This is a genomic window from Kitasatospora purpeofusca, assembly GCF_034043715.1.
GTDB lineage: Bacteria > Actinomycetota > Actinomycetes > Streptomycetales > Streptomycetaceae > Kitasatospora > Kitasatospora purpeofusca_A.
The window spans coordinates 52,631-70,402 of sequence record NZ_JAXCLC010000019.1; the positions used below are offsets into that span (position 1 = coordinate 52,631).

The window sequence follows — 17,772 nt, forward strand, 5'->3', positions numbered from 1 at the left end:
GCATGACGGAGCAGCAGCAGAGCGGCACCGCCGCACCCGCGCCCACCCCGCTCACCCGGGCGCTCGACACCGTCCGCAAGCTGCGGGCGCAACTGGACGCCGCCAGTGGCACCGGCCCGCTGGCCGTGGTCGGCATCGGCCTGCGGCTGCCGGGCGGCATCGCCGACCTGGACGGCTACTGGGCCGCGCTGGCCGAGGGCCGCGAGCTGGTGGGCCCGCTGCCCGCCGGGCGGCGCGGGCCGTTCGCCGCCGAGTGGGAGCGGCTGCCGCACAGCGGCGGGTTCCTCGACGAGGTGATGGAGTTCGACGCGGAGTTCTTCGGCATGGGCCCGGCCGAGGCCCGGGGCGTCGACCCGCAGCAGCGGCTGCTGCTGGAGGTCGCCTGGGAGGCGCTGGAGAACGCCGCGCTGCCGCCGGACCGGCTGGACGCGGCCCGCACCGGGCTGTTCGTCGGGATCACCGGCCAGGAGTACTGGGACTGGCACACCGGTGAGCTGGACACCCACTGGGCCGGCGGCAACGGCCACTGCTTCACGGTCGGCCGGGTGGCGTACGCGCTGGGGCTGGCCGGTCCGGCGATCACGGTGGACACGGCCTGCTCCTCCTCGCTGGTGTCGGTGCACCTGGCGCGCCAGGCGCTGGCCCGGCGGGAGTGCGACGTGGCGCTGGCGGGCGGGGTGAACCTGGTGCTCTCGCCGCGGGCGACCCGGCTGCACCAGCTGGCGGGCACGCTGTCGCCGGACGGGCGGTGCCGGCCCTTCGACGCCCGGGCGAACGGCTTCGCCCGGGGCGAGGGCTGCGGCGTCCTGGTGCTGAAGCGGCTGGAGGACGCGCGGCGCGACGGCGACCGGGTGCACGCGGTGGTGCACGGTTCGGCGGTCAACCAGACCGGCCGCTCGACCGGCTTCACGGCGCCCAACGTGCTGTCGGAGGTCGCGCTGACCGAGGCGGCGCTCGCGGACGCCGGGCTCGCCGCCGCCGACATCGGCCTGGTGGAGGCGCACGGCACGGGCACCTCGCTCGGCGACACCATCGAGATGGAGGCGATCGCCGCCGCGCTGGGCCGTCGCAACGGCGGCGCCGAGTTGAGCGTCGGCTCGGTCAAGGCCAATCTGGGCCACCCGGAGTCGGCGGCCGGGGTGATCGCCCTGGTGAAGGCGGTGCTGTGCCTGCGGCGGCGCGAGGTACCGCCGTTGGTGAACTTCACCGCCCTCAACCCGCTGATCGACCTGGACGGCACCGCCATCACCCTGCCGACGGCGCTGCGGCCCTGGCCGGAGCGCGGCGGGCGGCACGCGGTGGTGAGCGCCTTCGGCATGGGCGGCACCAACGCCCAGGTGGTCCTGGGCGCGGCCGAGGACGGCTCCGTCGACGCCTCCGTTGACGCCTCCGTTGACGGGGCCGGGGCCGGGGCCGTTCCGGTGGCGGGCTTCGAACTCTCCGCCCGGACACCGGAGGCGGTGCGGGCGCTGGCCGGCGCCCTGCACGGCCGGCTCGCCGGGCTGCCGGACGGGTCCTACCCGGCGTTCGCCTACACGGCCGGTGCCGGGCGGGCCAGGCACCGCTGGCGGGCGCGGATCGCCGCCGCCGACCGGGCCGCCGCGCTGCGCGCGCTGCGCGGGCTCGCCGACGGCGGTGCGCCGTCCGCAGTGGTGCTCGCCGAGCGGGAGCAGCACGACCGGGACGAGGCCGACGGCGGGTTCGCGGGGCTGCCCAGGGCCGTGCTGGACCTGCCGAACTACCCCTGGCAGCGCCGCCGGTACGCCCCCGAAGATCCTGGGGCTCCTGGGGCTCCTGAGGCTCCCGCCGTGCCGCCGCCCGCCGTGGAGCAGCCCGCCGCCGAGGAGGGGACCGGTCGCGCCCTGTTCGCCCTGGAGTGGGCCGGGACCGAGGACGGCACGGGTGCGCCGGCCGGCGCACCGGGCCGCTGGCTGCTGTTCGCCGACCGCGCGGGCACGGCCGGCGCCCTGGGCGCCGAACTCGTGTCCCGGCGCGGCAGTTGGGTGTCGGTCACCCCGGGCGACCGCTCGCGATGGATCGACCCGCTGCGGTACGAGCTCGACCCGGCCCGGCCGGAGGACCTCGCCGCGCTGCTCAAGGAGCTGCGCGCGGCCGGCGACGAGCCGTGGGCCGGGGTCGTGTACGCCTGGGGCCTGGACGCGGCCACCGGACCGGCGCGGGAGGGTCCGGCGCCGTTCCCGCTCCCGGCGGCGCGGGCGGACGCCCTCCGCCCGGCCCCGCCGCTGGCCCGGGAACTGGCCGCCGAGGCGCTGCCCGGCGCCCCGCGCCTGGTGGTGCTGACCCGGGGCGCACAGCGGGTGACCGAGCGGGACGGGGCGCCCGACCCGGCGCAGGCGCTGCTGTGGGGTGCGGCCGGCGCGGCCCCGGCCGGGGCCGGAGTGCCCCGCCCGCTGCTGGTGGACCTCGACCCGGACCCGGCGCGGGACGACACCGCCCGGCTGCTCGACGTGCTGCTGCGCCCGGCCGGGGAGCCCTCGGCCGCGCTGCGCGGACCGGTCGGGTACACGCCGGTCCGGGTGCCGCAGGACTCCGCCGACGGTACCGAACCCGCCTGGCAGCGGCGGCCGTTCGATCCCGAGCTGGACACCAATCAGCGGCTGCTCGCGGTCCGGCCCGGCCTGCTGGAGAGCCTGGCGCCGACGCGCTGGGAGCGGACCGCGCCCGGCCCCGGCCAGGTGGAGATCGAGGTCGCGGCGGCGGGCCTGAACTTCAGCGATGTGCTCAAGGCGATGGGCGCCTACCCGGGCGCGGCCGGGACGGTCCCGCTGGGGGTGGAGTGCGCGGGCCGGGTGAGCGCGGTCGGCACCGGCGTCGATCGCTTCCGGGTCGGCGACCGGGTGATGGCGGTCGCGCCGTCCGCGCTCGCCGCCTACACCACCACCGAGGCGCACCTGGTGGCGCCGACGCCGTCGGCACTGGACGACGAGCAGGCGGCGGCGGTGCCGGTGGCCTTCCTCACCGCCGTGTACGGGCTGGGCCGGCTGGCCCGGCTGCGGGCGGGCGAGACGGTGCTGGTCCACTCGGCGAGCGGCGGTGTGGGCCTGGCCGCGCTGGCGGTGGCCCGGCGGTGCGGGGCGCGGGTGTTCGCCACCGCGGGGACGCCCGCCAAGCGCCGCTTCCTGCGCGGACTCGACGGCGTGGAGCTGGTGATGGACTCCCGCTCGACGGACTTCGCGGCGGAGGTCGCGGCGGCCACCGGCGGGCGCGGGGTCGATGTGGTGCTCAACTCGCTGACCGGGGAGGCGCTGCGGCGCGGCCTGGCGCTGCTGGCGCCGGGCGGGCGGTTCGTCGAGCTGGGCAAGCGCGACATCCACGACGACAGTCCGGTCGGCCTCGGCGGCCTCAAGGCGAACCGGGCGCTGTTCGCGGTCGACCTCGACCACACCTTCCACGCGCGACCGGAGCTGCTGGCCGAGCTGTTCGAGGAGGTGGTGCGGGGCTTCGAGGACGGCGGTTTCGGACCGCTGCCGGTCACCGTCCACCCGTTCGCCGGGGCCCGGGAGGCGTTCGCCGCGATGGCGCAGGCCCGGCACACCGGGAAGCTGGTGCTGCGTCCGGAGCCCGCGCCGGAACTCTCGGTGCCGCCGACCCGCTCGGTGGTCCGGGCCCGGGCCGGCTACCTGGTCACCGGGGGCACCACCCCGGTGGCTCTGGCGGCGGCCCGCCGGCTGGCGGACCTGGGGGCGCGCCGGATCGCCCTGCTCCGCTCCGCCGGCTCCGCCCCGGACGCCGCCGCGGAACCGGCGCTGGCCGAACTGCGGGCCCGGGGTGTGGAGGTGGTGCTGCCGGTCGCCGACCTGTCCGGCGCCGAGGAGCCGGCAGCCGCGGTGGCCGCGTTCGACACCCCGGCGGCGCCGCTGGCCGGGGTGGTGCACCTCGCGGGCGCCGAGGCGGCACACGCCGCGGCGTACGGTGCGGCAGATGGCGCGGCAGATGGCACGGCGGACGGCACGGCGGACGGCGACGGGCCGGAGGAGGCCGAGGACGACCCCTTGGGCGCCGCCGGCCCGGCCGCCGACGCCTGGCGGCTCCATCTCGCCACCGCAGGACGGTCCTTGGACTTCCTGGTGCTGTCCGACCCGGCCTCCGCACCCGGCCGGGAGACGGCGCTCGGCACCTGTCTGGACGCGCTCGCCGCGCACCGCAGGGCCGTCGGTCTGCCCGCGCTGAGCGTGGACGGCACGGGACTGGCCTCCCTCGCCCGGCTGTTGGGCAGCCCGGCCGCGATCGTCCGCTCGGCCGGCGGCGCGGGCTCCCCCGAAGCCGGCTTCCCCGGAGCCGACTCCCCCGAGCCCGGCGCCGCGGCGGCGGACACCGACGGCGGCGAGGCGGTCCGGCGGCAGCTGCTGGCGGTCGAGCCGGGCCGGCGCCGCCGGGCCCTGCTGGTCCGGCACTGCCGGGAGCTGGCCGCCCGGGTGCTCGACGGGCCCGGCCCGGGCGCGCCGGACCCGGCGGCGATCGACAGCTCGGCGCCGCTGGCCGGCCTCGGCTTCGACTCGATGCGCACCCTGGAGCTGCGTTCCCGGCTGGAGTTGTCGCTCGGCGTGCCACTGCCCGCCACCCTGGGCTGGCAGTACCCGACGCTGGACGCCCTGGTGCCGTTCCTCGCCGAGCGGATGGGGATCCCGCTGGAGGCCGCCGCCCCACCCGGCGCCCCGGACCGCCCGGACGTCGACCTCCACCACTTCCACGGCCCCTCCGACCTCGACCTCGACCTCCACGGGCCCGAGGACCCCGACGCCCCCGAGGACCTCGACGGGCTGTCGGAGCGCGAACTGGAGGCCCTCCTCCTCGCCAAGACCGAGCAGTTCGACACCAGTGCCGATCCGACCGACCGGGGGCAGGGACGATGACCACGCGCGAGCACACCACCCGGGGCGACACGCCCGAGGACCGCACCGGCTCGATGACGGCGATGAAGCGCGCCTATCTGACCATGGAGCGGATGCAGCGCCGGATCGACGAGCACGAGCGCGCCAGGACCGAGCCGATCGCCATCGTCGGTGTCGGCTGCCGCTTCCCCGGCGGGGTCACCGACCCCGATTCGTACTGGGAGCTGCTGGCCTCCGGCACCGACACGATCGGCGAGATCCCGGCCGACCGCTGGGACGTCGAGGCGTTCTACGACGAGCAGCCGCGCACCCCCGGGAAGCACAGCACCCGCTGGGGCGGCTTCCTGGACCACATCGACCGCTTCGACCACGAGTTCTTCGGCATCTCCCGCCGGGAGGCGGTGTCGATGGACCCGCAGCAGCGGCTGGTGCTCGAGGTCGCCTGGGCGGCCCTGGAGGACGCCGGGCAGGCGCCGGACGCGCTGGCGGGCAGCCGGACCGGGGTGTTCCTGGGCATCTGCAGCAACGACTACGCCGGGCTGCTGTTCCGCGAGCCGCAGGACATCACCGCCCACGCGTCCACCGGCGTCGCGCACAGCATCGCCAGCGGCCGCCTCTCCTACCTGCTGGACCTGCGCGGGCCGAGCGTCTCGGTGGACACCGCCTGCTCCTCCTCGCTGGTCGCCGTGCACCAGGCCTGCCAGAACCTGCGGCTCGGTGAGTGCGACCTCGCGATGGCGGGCGGCGTCAACGCGGTGGTCGCGCCGGACGCGGCGATCTCGTTCTCGCAGTTCCCGGAGATGCTCGCCGACGACGGCCGCTGCAAGACCTTCGACGCGGCGGCGAACGGCTTCGTCCGCAGCGAGGGCTGCGGCGTGGTGGTGCTCAAGCGGCTCTCGGACGCGCGCCGCGACGGCGACCGGGTGCTCGCGGTGATCCGCGGCTCGGCCGTCAACCAGGACGGGCGCAGCTCGGGACTGACCGCGCCCAGCGGCGCCGCCCAGCGCGAGGTGTTCCGCCGGGCGCTGGCCGCCGCCGGGGTGGGCCCCGACCGGGTCGGCTACATCGAGACCCACGGCGCCGGCACCAAGCTGGGCGACCCGATCGAGGTGTCCGCGCTGGCCGAGGTCTACGGGCGCCCCGAGGGCGCGCCGCTGCACCTCGGCGCCGTGAAGACCAATCTCGGCCATCTGGAGGCGGCGGCCGGGATCGCCGGTCTGATCAAGGCCGCGCTCTGCCTGGACCGGGGGCAGATCCCGCCCAATCTGCACTTCGCCGAGCTCAATCCGCACATCTCCTTCGAAGGCACCACCTTCGCCGTGCCGACCGCGCTCACCCCGTGGCCGTCCGACGGGGCGCGGCGGCTGGCGGGCGTGAGCAGCTTCGGTTTCAGCGGCACCAACGCGCACCTGATCGTCGAGCAGGCGCCGGACCCGCGGGTCGCCGGGCCGGACGACGCGCCGGACACCAGGCCGGAGAACGGGCCGGAGGACGGCCGCCCGCTGACGGTGCTCGCCCTATCGGCGCGCAGCGGCGGCGCCCTGCTGAAGCTCGCCCGCCGCTACCAGGACCGGCTGGCGAAGGCCGGTCCCGCGGGCGCGGCCGACCTGTGCTTCTCCGCGAACACCGGCCGCTCGCACTTCCCGCACCGGCTCGCCGCCGTCGGCGCCACTCCCGGCGAACTCGCCGAGCGGCTGGCGGACTTCGTCCGGGACGACCCGGGTGAGGGGCTGCTGCTGGGCCGGTCCGGGGGCGCCGCCCCGGCCGGGCCGGGGTCTACCGCCGAACCGGTCTTCCTCTTCACCGGCCAGGGGCCGCAACGCGCCGGTATGGCCCGGCGGTTGTACGAGACGCAGCCGTTCTTCCGACGCACCCTGGACCAGTGCGACGAGATCCTGCGAGGCGTCCTGCCGGCGCCGCTGCTCTCCGCCGTGTACCCGGCCTCGGCGGCGGACGGCGAGCTGATCAACACCATGGAGTTCGCCCAACCCGGCCTGTTCGCCGTGGAGTACGCGCTGGCCGGGCTGTGGCGCTCCTGGGGTGTGGAACCGGCCGCCGTGATCGGCCACAGCCTCGGCGAGTACGCCGCCGCCTGCTTCGCCGGAGCGCTGCCGCTGGAGGACGGCCTGCGGCTGGTCGCCGAGCGCGGCCGGCTGCTCCAGCGGCTCGCCGAGTCCGGCGCGATGGCGGCGATCGCCGCCCCCGCGGACGAGGTGGCCGCCGAACTCGCCCGCCACGACGAGGCGCTGGTCGCCGTGGCCGCCGTCAACGGCCCGGCGAACACCACCGTCTCCGGGGTGCGGGAGGTCGTCGACGAGGTCTGCGCGGCCTTCGCCGCGCGCGGCGCCGAGGTGCGGCGGCTGCGCATCTCCACCTCCTCCCACTCCCCCCTGGTGGAACCGGTGCTGGAGCCGCTGCGGGTCGCGCTGGAGAAGGTCCCGTTCGGCGCGCCGGCCGTCCCGCTGCTGTCCAACCTGACCGGCGGGCTGTGGCCGTGGGACAGACCGCTGGACACCGACTACTGGCTGCGGCACGCCCGGCAGCCGGTGCTGTTCGCCGACGGGGTGCGGGCGCTGTACGAGCTGGGCCACCGCACCTTCCTGGAGGTCGGTCCGGCGCCGACGCTGCTGGGCCTGGTCGGCGAGGTGCTGACCGGCGACGACGTGCTGATGCTGCCCAGCCTGCGGCCGAAGTACGACGACTGGGAGGTCCTGCTGGGCAGCCTCGGCCGGCTGTACGCGGAGGGGGCCGAGGTCGACTGGGCCGGGTTCGACCGGGAGTACCGCCGGACCAGGATGCCGCTGCCGCACTACCCGTTCGCCGCCACCCGCTGCTGGCACGAGCCGAGCGGCGACGGCTCCGCCGCCGCTCCCGCCCGGCGGCCCTCGCCCCGGGCCGAGCGACCGGAGCGCGTGCGGCGGACCGAACGCGTGCCACGGGCCGAACGGACCGAACCCGCCTCCCGGCCCGCGCCCCCCGTGACGGCCCCGGCCCGCAGGCTGCCCGGCGCCCCGGGCCGGGCGGCGGCGAGCGCGCTGCCGACCGCCGAGGAGCTGCTGTCCGCCCCGGCCGAGCAGCGGGTCGAGGCCCTGGTCGCCGGGCTGACCGCCAGTGTGCGCACCGCCCTGGGCTCACGCGGGGCCGCCGTCGACGCCGACGCGCCGCTGTCCGCCCTCGGCCTGGACTCGCTGATGGCCGTGGAGCTGCGCAACGAGATCCAGGGCCGGCTGGGCGTCAAGGTGACCGTCGCCGAGTTCCTCAAGGGTGCCACGGTCCGCAGCCTGGCCGGGCAGGTGGTCGAGGGGCTGACGGCCGCCGGGCCCGGCGGCGCCACCGTCGGGGAGGCGGCGCCGATCCGCCGGGCGGCCCGCTCCACCGACCTGGCCCCCGACCGGACGCCCGACCGGACGCCCGACCCCACCGCCGAGTTGCTCGCCCTCCTGGAGCAGGTCACCGAGGGCTCGGAGCGGGTCGATGACTGAGCTGGACGAGCGCCTCGCCGCGCTGACCCCGGAGCAGCGGGCGCACCTGGAGCGGCTGCTCGCCGAACGGCGGGCGGGCGACACCACGGCGGAGGACACCACGGGGAAGAACGCCACGGGGAAGAACGCCACGGCCGAGGACGTCTTCCCGCTCTCGGTGTTCCAGCAGGGCATGTGGTTCCTGGAGCAGGTCCGGCCGGCGAACCCGGCCTATGTGGTGCCGGGCGCGGTGCGGGTGCGCGGCCCGGTGGACGTCCGGGTGCTGCGCGCGGCGCTGCGCGAGGTGGTCCGCCGGCACGAGGCGCTGCGCACCACGTTCGCACTGCGCGACGGCCGCCCCGTCCAGGTGGTCCGCCCGCCCCTCGAACCCGAGCTGCCCGAGACCGACCTCCGGCAGGCCGGCCTCACCCCGGCCGAGCTGGACGGGAGGATCGTGGCGGCCGCGGTCGGCGAGCCGTTCGACCTGGAGGCCGGGCCGCCACTGCGGCTGGCCCTGCTGCGCACCGGCGAGGACGAGTCGGTGCTCGTGCTGGCCCTGCACCACCTGGTCTCGGACCGCTGGTCGTTCTGGGTGCTGCTGGCCGAACTCGCGGCACTGTACGAGGCGTTCGCGGCCGGCCTGCCCTCGCCGCTGCCGGAGCTGCCGGTCCAGTACGCCGACTTCGCGCTCTGGCAGCACGAGCAGCACGAACAGGGCCGCTGGGCGGAGCAGTTGGCGTACTGGAAGGAGCGGCTGGCCGGGGCACCGGCCGCGCTCGAGCTGCCGACCGACCGGCCGCGTCCGGCCGTCCAGGGCTTCAACGGCGGCACGCTGCCGTTCGAGCTGCCCGAGCCGGTGCTGCGCGGGCTGTCGGAGCTGGCGCACCGCCGGGGCGCCACCACGTACATGGCGCTGCTGGCCGTGTTCACCGTGCTGCTGTCCCGGTACGCCCGCCGCCAGGACGTGGTGGTGGGGGTGCCCACCGCCGTCCGCGACCGGCCCGAACTGGAGCCCCTGATCGGCTACTTCGTCAACACCCTGCCGATCCGCACCGAGCTGGGCGGCGAGCCGTCCTTCACCGAGGTGCTGGACCGGGTGCGGGCGGCCTGCCTCGGCGCCTACGAGCACCAGGAGGTGCCGTTCGAGCTGGTGGTCGGCGAGCTGGGCACGGCCCGGGACCTCAGTCGGCCGCCGGTGTACCAGGTGAGCTTCGCCTACGGCCGGGAGGCGGTGCCGGACCTCACCCTGGGCGGGGCGCGGCTGGAGCCGGTGCCGGTGCGCGGCGGCGGCGCGCGGTTCGACCTGGAACTCCAGGCCTTCGACCGGGACGGCGGCCTGAGCGGCTGGTTCGAGTACGACCGCGACCTGTTCGACGAGTCCACCGTCGCCCGGCTGGCCGACCGGTTCGGCCGGCTGGCCGCGCAGGCGGTGGCCGGTCCGGAGCGGCCGGTGGAGCGGCTGGAGCTGCTGACGGAGGCCGAACGCCACCGGGTGCTGGTGGAGTTCAACGACACCGCGCGGGACTGGCCGGCCGGGTCCGGCTGGATCCACCAGGCGTTCGAGGAGCGGGCGCGGCTGTGCCCGGAGGCGGTGGCGCTGCGCTTCGAGGGCCGTTCGGTGGGCTACGGCGAGCTGGACCGGCGGGCCAACCGGCTCGCCCACCGGCTGCGCCGGCTCGGCGTCGGCCGGGACTCGGTGGTCGGCGTCGGCATGGAGCGCGCGCCGGAGCTGGTGGTGGCGCTGCTGGCGGTGCTCAAGGCGGGCGGCGCCTATCTGCCGCTGGACCCGGAGCTGCCGGCGGCCCGGCTGGAGTACATGGTGCGGGACGCCCGGGTGCCGGTGCTGCTCACCCAGCGCCGGGTGCTCGGGCGGCTGCCGGCGGTCGACGCCGAGGTGCTGTGCGTGGAGGAGTTCGAGGCCGGGCCGGGCGGGGAGCCGGACACCGCCCCGGAGGTCGCGGTCGGCGGCGAGGACCTCGCCTACGTCATCTACACCTCCGGTTCCACCGGCACCCCCAAGGGCGTCATGAACGTGCACGCGGCGATCCGCAACCGGCTGCTGTGGATGCAGGACGCCTACCGGCTGGACGCCACGGACCGGGTGCTGCAGAAGACGCCGTTCTCCTTCGACGTGTCGGTGTGGGAGTTCTTCTGGCCGCTGGCGGAGGGCGCGACGCTGGTGCTGGCCCGGCCGGAGGGGCACCGGGACACCGGCTACCTGGCCCGGACGATCCGGGCGGAGGGCGTGACGACGGTGCACTTCGTGCCGTCGGTGCTGCGGGCCTTCCTGCGGGAGCCGGTGGAGGAGTGCGCGAGCCTGCGCCGGGTGGTGTGCAGCGGCGAGGCGCTGCCGCGCGACCTCCAGGACCGCTTCCTGGCCCGCTCGACCGCCGCCCTGTACAACCTGTACGGCCCGACCGAGGCCGCCGTCGACGTGACCCACTGGACCTGCGGGCCGGACGACGACCCCCGGCGGCCGGTGCCGATCGGCCGGCCGATCGCCAACACCCGGATCCTGGTACTGGACGAGGCGATGCGGCCGGTGCCGGTCGGGGTGCCCGGCGAACTGCACATCGGCGGCCGGGGCCTGGCCCGGGGCTATCTGAACCGGCCCGAACTGACGGCCGAGCGCTTCGTCCGGGACCCGTTCGACCCCGACCCGGCGGCGCGGCTGTACCGCACCGGGGACCTCGCGCGGTTCCGCGAGGACGGCGCGGTGGAGTTCCTCGGCCGGCTGGACCACCAGGTGAAGCTGCGCGGCCTGCGGATCGAGCTCGGCGAGATCGAGGCCGTGCTGACCGGGCACCCGAAGGTGCGCGAGGCCGTGGTGACGGCCCGTCCGCACCGGACCGGTGACCTGCGGCTGGTCGCCCATCTGACCTTGGCCGAAGGCGCCGGAGCGCCGCCCGGGCCGGCCGAGCTGGCCGCCCATCTGCGCGGCCGGCTGCCCGGGTACATGGTGCCCGCGGTGTTCGCCGTGCTGGACGCACTGCCGCTCACCCCGAGCGGCAAGGTGGACCGCAACGCGCTGCCCGAGCCGGGCGAGGACGGCCCCGCGGCGGGCGCGCCGTTCACCGCGCCCGGGGCCGGGCTGGAACGGTCGCTGGCCGGCCTGTGGCGCACGGTGCTGGGGGTGGAGCGGGTCGGCGCCCACGACAACTTCTTCGACCTCGGCGGGCACTCGCTGCTGATGGCCGAGCTGCGGTCGCTGCTCGCGGCGGACCTAGGGCACCGGGTGTCCATGGTCGAGCTGTTCCAGCACCCGACGGTGGCCTCGCTGGCCGCCCATCTGAGCCGGTCCGGGGTGGATCCGTCCACGGCCCCCGGGGCGGCCGCGCGCGAACGCGCGGAGAACCGACGCCGGGCCGGTGCCCGGCGGCAACAGGCGGCCGTGCGCCGTGCCCGTTCCTGAGAGCGCGATGTGAGAGAGCGACAGGTGACCCCGATGCCGGAGATGTCCGAAGAACTCGACCAGATCGCCGTCGTGGGGATGGCCGGCCGCTTCCCCGGCGCCCCCGACGTCGACAGCTTCTGGAGGACCTTGGAGGAGGGCCGGGAGTCGATCGAGGTGCTCTCCGGGGCCGGGCTGCGGGCCGCCGGGGTGGACCCGGAGGTGTCCGGCCGGGACGGCTACGTCCGGGCCAAGGGCGTACTCGCCGGGGCCGACCGCTTCGACGCGGCGTTCTTCGGCTACAACCCGCGCGAGGCCGAGATCATGGACCCGCAGCACCGGGTGTTCCTGGAGTGCGCCTGGGAGGCCCTGGAGTCGGCCGGCTGCGTGCCGGAGGACTTCGGGGGCCGGATCGGCGTGTTCGCCGGCGCCGGGATGAACACCTACCTGCTGCACAACGTCACCGCCAACCGCCGGGTCTTCGAATCGGCGGGCCCGTACCAGACGCTGCTGGCCTCCGACAAGGACTTCCTGGCCACCCGGGTCGCCTACAAGCTGGGCCTCACCGGGCCGGCGATGAGCGTGCAGACGGCCTGCTCGACCTCGCTCACCGCCGTCCACCTGGCCTGCCAGAGCCTGCTCAACGGCGAGTGCGACCTCGCCCTGGCCGGCGGGGTGTCGATCGGCTCCCCGCTGGAGCAGGGCTACCAGTACGAGCCGGGCGGCATCCTCTCCCCCGACGGCCACTGCCGGCCGTTCGACGCCTCGGCGGGCGGCACCGTGCCCGGCAACGGCGTCGGCGTGGTGGTGCTGCGCCGGCTGGCCGACGCGCGGCGCGACGGCGACCCGGTGGACGCCGTGGTACTGGGCTCGGCGGTCAACAACGACGGTTCGCTGAAGGCCGGTTACACCGCGCCGAGCGTCGACGGGCAGGCCGCGGTGGTCTCCGAGGCACTGGCGATGGCCGGAGTCGACGCGGGCTCGGTCGGCTACGTGGAGACCCACGGCACCGGCACCGCGCTCGGCGACCCGATCGAACTCGCCGCGCTGACCCGGGCCTTCCGCGAGGACACCGAGGAGACCGGCTACTGCGCGATCGGCTCGGTGAAGAGCAACATCGGCCACCTGGACGCCGCCGCCGGGGTCGCCGCGCTGATCAAGACGGTGCTGGCGCTGCGGCACGAGGCGATCCCGGCCTCCCTGCACTTCACCAAGCCCAATCCCGAACTCGACCTGGAATCCGGCCCGTTCTTCGTCAACGACCGGCTGCGGCCGTGGCCCCGGGGGGAGCGGCCGCGCCGGGCCGGGGTCAGCTCCTTCGGCATCGGCGGCACCAATGTGCACCTGGTGCTGGAGGAGGCCCCCGCGCCGACGCCTGCGCCGGCGGAAGTCGTCACCGGCCAGGAGACCGGCCAGGAGACCGGCGAGGCCACCGGCGAGGCCACCGGCGAGGACACCGCCCCCGTCCTGCTGCCGCTGTCCGGCCGCACCGCCGCGGCCGTCGCCGAGGGCGCCCGACGGCTCGCCGACCACCTGGAGGCCCACCCCGGCCTGCGGCTCGACGACCTCGCCCACACCCTGGTCCACCGCCGCCGCGCCTTCGGCCGCCGCGCCGCGCCGGTGGCCCGGGACCGGGCCGGGGCGGTGGCCGCGCTGCGCGCCGTCACCCCCGCCGGCACGACGGAGGCCGCCGAGGGCGCCCGAGTGGCGTTCCTGTTCCCCGGCCAGGGCACCCAGTACGTCGACATGGCCCGCGGCCTGTACCGCCGGGAGCCGGTGTTCACCGCCGAACTCGACCGCTGCGCCGAGCTGTTCGCCGCCGAGCTGGGCGAGGACCCGCGCGCGCTGCTGTTCCCCGCCCCCGGGGCGGCCGGCGCGGCGGCGGAGCGGCTGACCCGCACCGAGTACGCCCAGCCCGCGCTGTTCCTGGTCGAGTACGCGCTGGCGCAGCAGTGGACGGCCTGGGGCGTGCGGCCGGACGCGATGGTCGGCCACAGCGTCGGCGAGTACGTCGCCGCCTGCCTGGCGGGCGTGTTCGAACTGGAGGACGCGGTACGGCTGGTGGCGGCCCGGGGCCGGCTGGTCGCGGCGATGCCCGCCGGGGCGATGCTCACCGTGTTCCTCTCCGAACGTGAGCTCGCGCCCTGGCTGGCCGACGGCACCGGCCTCGCCGTGGCCGCCCTCAACTCCACCGGGCTGAGCGTCGTCTCCGGCCCGACCGACGCGGTGGACGGGCTGGAGCGGCGGCTCAGGGAGGCCGCCGTCCCCTGCCGCCGGCTGCACACCTCGCACGGCTTCCACTCCCCCGCGATGGACGGCGCCGTCGGCCCGCTGGTCGAGGCGGTCCGCGCGGTGCGGCCGAACCCGCCGCGGATCCCGTTCTGCTCCAACGTCACCGGCACCTGGATCACCGAGCAGGAGGCGACCGACCCGGAGTACTGGGGCCGCCACCTGCGGCAGCCGGTCCGCTTCGCCGACGCCGCCGCGCTGCTGCTCGCCGACCCGTCCTGGGTACTGCTGGAGGTCGGCCCCGGCCACACCCTCGGCGACTTCGTCCGCCGTCACGGCGCCTGGCAGGAGGGCCGGACGGTGGTCGGCTCGCTGCGCCACCCGCAGGAGCGGGAGGAGGACGACGCGCTCCGGCTGCGCCGAGGCCTGGGCGCGCTGTGGAGCGCGGGCGTGCCGGTCGACCGGGACGTGCTGCGGCCGGGCACGGACGGACGGGTGCTGCGACTGCCCGGCTACGCCTTCCAGCGGCAGCGCTTCTGGGTGGAGCCGGACCGCGCCGCAGCGGCCGGCCCGACGGCCACCGGCGGCGCGTCCCGGCGGGCGGCCGGGCCGGTCCCGGTCGAGGACTGGTTCCGCACCCCCGGCTGGCGGCGCCTCGCCCCGCACACCGGACCCGGCGCCCGGACCGGCTCGGACGGCGCGGACGGCTCGAACGGCTCGGACGGCTCGGACGGCGGGCCGCTGTGGGTGGTGCTGGGCGACGGCACCGGCCTCGGCGCCGCCCTGGCCGGGCGGCTGGCCGAGGACGGCGCCGCCGTGGTCCGGGTCGGCACCGCCGACGGCTCGGAGCGCACCGACGGCCTGCGCGTCCCCGGTCCGCACGCCCGCGGCGCGGACTCCTGGTCCCTGGACCCGGACGACCGCGCGCAGGCCGCCGAACTGCTCGGCGCGCTGGACCTCCGGGGCGCGGCCTCGCTGCGCCTGGTGCACCTGTTCAGCCTCGGTGACGAGCTGTCCGACGGCGAGGTACTGGAGGGCGAGGCCCGGGCCGGCGAGGCGCTGGACGAGGCCCGGCTGAACGCCGCCCGCCGGCTCGGCCTGGACAGCCTGACCGCCCTCGCCCAGGCCCTCACCGACGCCCGCCCCGCCGTCCCGGTCACCCTCGACGTGCTCTGCCGGGGCGTCCACAGCGTCACCGGCGACGAGCCGCTGCGGCCCGAGCAGGCCCTGCTGGCCGGGCCCTGCACGGTGATCCCCCAGGAGCTGCCGGACGTCGGCTGCCGCCTGCTGGACGTCACCGGCACCGATCCGGCCGCCCCGGCGGAGGAGGCGGTGCGCGCCGTGCACGAGCTGCTGCTGCGCGACCCCGCGGAACGCGACCTGGCGCTGCGCGGCCGGCACTGGTGGGTCCGCGACTTCGACCCGCTCCCGCTCCCGGCCGGGGAAGCGCCCGACGGACCGGCCGACGGACCGGCCGGGGACGCGGCCGACGAACGGTCCGACCGCCCGGCCGACCGTCCGGCGCACCCCCGCGACGGCGGCGTCTACCTCGTCACCGGCGGCCTCGGCGGAGTCGGTCTGGCCCTCGCCGAGCAACTGGCCGAGGGCCTGCGGGCACCGGTGCTGGGCCTGCTCGGCCGCTCGGACTTCCCCGCCGAGGAGGACTGGCCGGCCTGGCTGGAGACGCACGGCGAACAGGACCCGACCAGTGCCCGGATCCGCCGCCTCACCCGGCTCCGGGAGCGCGGCGCACGGATCGCGCTGCTGCGGGCCGACGTCACCGACGAGCGCGGGCTCGGCGCGGCGCTGGCCGCCCTGCGCGCGCGGTTCGGCCCGCTGAACGGCGTGGTGCACGCGGCCGGGGCGCCGTCCACCGGCATGCTCGCCCGCCGGACCCGCGCGGACGCCGACGCGGTCCTGGCCGCGAAGACCGTCGGCACCCTGCTGCTGGACCGGCTGTGCGCGGACGACCCGCTGGACTTCCTGCTGCTCTGCTCCTCGGTCAGCGCCGTCCTCGGCGGCCCCGGCCAGAGCGACTACGGCGCGGCGAACGCCTTCCTGGACGCCTTCGCCCAGTGGCGGCGCCGACAGGGCCGTCCGGTGACCGCGCTCGGCTGGGGCACCTGGGAGGGCGTCGGCATGGCCGCCGGACTCACCGGCCGACCGGCCGCCGCCGGGCCGGAGACCGGCCACCCGCTGCTGCGCCCGGTCCGCGCCGAGGGCACCACCGTCGTCTACGAGACGGTGCTCTCCACCGCGGACAGCTGGATCGTCGACGACCACCGGCTGATGGGCCACGGCCTGGTGCCGGGCACCGCCTACCTCGAACTCGTCCGGGCCGCGCTGGCCGGGCGGGCCGGGGAGCGTGAGACCGAGCTGCACGACGTGCTGTTCATGACGCCCGTGGTCGTCCCCGACGGGCAGCACCGGACGGTGTTCACCACGGTCGAGGAGCGGGACGGCCGCCCGCACTTCACCGTCCGCAGCCGCCCGTCGGCGGACGCGCCGTGGCGCGAGCACGCGACCGGCTCGGCCTCGTTCCACGAGCGCGGCCCGGACGTCGTCCGCGACCTGGCCGAGGTGGCGGAGCGCTGCGAGGTGACGGAGGTCCTGGAGACCGAGGAGGAGATCCGCCGCCGGCTCGGGGTGGAGCGCTTCGAGGAGGGCGGCGGGCCGCTGCGGTTCTGGTTCGGACCGCGCTGGCAGGTGCTGAAGACCATCCGCACCGGCGGTCGGCGGATGCTCGCCACCCTGCGGCTGGACGACGCCTTCCTGGCCGACCTGGCGGACTACCCGCTGCACCCGGCCCTGCTCGACATGGCCGGCGGCGTCTTCCGGCTGCACGCCGAGGACCCGTACTACCTGCCGCTGACCTACCGCAGCCTGCGGATCCTGCACCCGCTGACCGGCACGGTGGAGGTCTCCGTGGAGATCAAGCACCCGGCCGGATCGACCGGGGAGACCCTCACCTGCGACCTGGAACTCCTGGATCCGGACGGCCGGTTGCTGGTCCAGGTGACCGACTTCACGGTCAAGCGGATCAACGACGTCGAGGCGCTGCTGACCCAGATCGGGCGGACCGTCGCGGAGGCCGAGGCGGCCGGCGCGGACGCCGGGACCGGGACCTTGACCGGGGCGGGTACCGGACCGGCCGAGGCCGCCGGGGCGCTGGCCGCGCTCGCCGAGGGCTTCGGCGAGCCGGAGGGCCGCGCCGCGTTCGCCAGGGTGCTGGCACAGCCGGAACTTCCCGCCCAACTGATCGTCACCCCGCAGGACTTCACGGTGCTGCGGCGGCTGGCCCGCTCGATCACCCCGGCGCTGCTGGCCCGTGAACTGGAGCAGCTGGCCCCGCTCGGCGGCAGCCACCCCCGGCCCGAGCTGGCGACCCCGTTCGTGGCGCCCGCCACCGAGCGGGAGGAGGCCGTCGCGGCGCTCTGGCGGGAGGTCCTGGGCGTCGAGGAGGTCGGCGTGCACGACGACTTCTTCGCCCTGGGCGGCCATTCGCTGGCCGCCGTGCAGATCAACACCCGGATCCGGAGCCGCTTCGGCACCGAACTCGACCTGCGGGACTTCTTCCACTCCCCGACCGTCGCCCACACCGTCGGCCTGCTGGACGGGGGCGGCGGTGACGCGGGCGGCGGCGGGGACACCATCGAGGCCCTGAGCCGCGCCGGGGACGGCGGAGAACCCGGGCACGAGGACCTCGACGACCACGACCTCGACGACCTGGACGGCCTGGACGACCTCGACGGCCTGTCCGACGAGGAGGTGGAGGCCCGCCTCCAGGCCCTGCTCGCCGAGGAGACCGCCGACCGGGGGGACCAGGAATGAGCGCCCG

General features: G+C 76.6%; 4 protein-coding genes. All 4 read left to right on the forward strand.

Annotated features, from left to right (window positions below):
• Nucleotides 1-2 precede the first annotated feature (2 nt).
• The 4 genes from SM793_RS12625 to SM793_RS12640 are packed head-to-tail and all read left to right on the forward strand — an operon-like array spanning nt 3 to nt 17,765.
• Entirely contained in the window at nt 3-4,874 is a 4,872-nt protein-coding gene (locus SM793_RS12625) for a beta-ketoacyl synthase N-terminal-like domain-containing protein (RefSeq protein WP_320438225.1), read from the forward strand.
• A complete protein-coding gene (locus SM793_RS12630; RefSeq protein ID WP_320438226.1) occupies nt 4,871-8,335 on the forward strand; it encodes a type I polyketide synthase in 3,465 nt (1,154 codons plus the stop codon). The genes SM793_RS12625 and SM793_RS12630 overlap by 4 nt, the downstream gene beginning before the upstream one ends.
• A complete protein-coding gene (locus tag SM793_RS12635; RefSeq protein WP_320438227.1) occupies nt 8,328-11,726 on the forward strand; it encodes an amino acid adenylation domain-containing protein in 3,399 nt (1,132 codons plus the stop codon). The genes SM793_RS12630 and SM793_RS12635 overlap by 8 nt, the downstream gene beginning before the upstream one ends.
• Before the next feature lie 33 nt (nt 11,727-11,759).
• Entirely contained in the window at nt 11,760-17,765 is a 6,006-nt protein-coding gene (locus SM793_RS12640; RefSeq protein WP_320438228.1) for an SDR family NAD(P)-dependent oxidoreductase, read from the forward strand.
• Nucleotides 17,766-17,772: the final 7 nt, after the last annotated feature.

Excerpts from the sequence above, each read along its gene's own strand:
- SM793_RS12630 (WP_320438226.1), top strand. The coding sequence starts at position 4,871 with ATGACCACGCGCGAGCACACCACCCGGGGCGACACGCCCGAGGACCGC.
- SM793_RS12640 (WP_320438228.1), top strand. The coding sequence starts at position 11,760 with ATGCCGGAGATGTCCGAAGAACTCGACCAGATCGCCGTCGTGGGGATG.
- SM793_RS12635 (WP_320438227.1), top strand. The coding sequence starts at position 8,328 with ATGACTGAGCTGGACGAGCGCCTCGCCGCGCTGACCCCGGAGCAGCGG.
- SM793_RS12625 (WP_320438225.1), top strand. The coding sequence starts at position 3 with ATGACGGAGCAGCAGCAGAGCGGCACCGCCGCACCCGCGCCCACCCCG.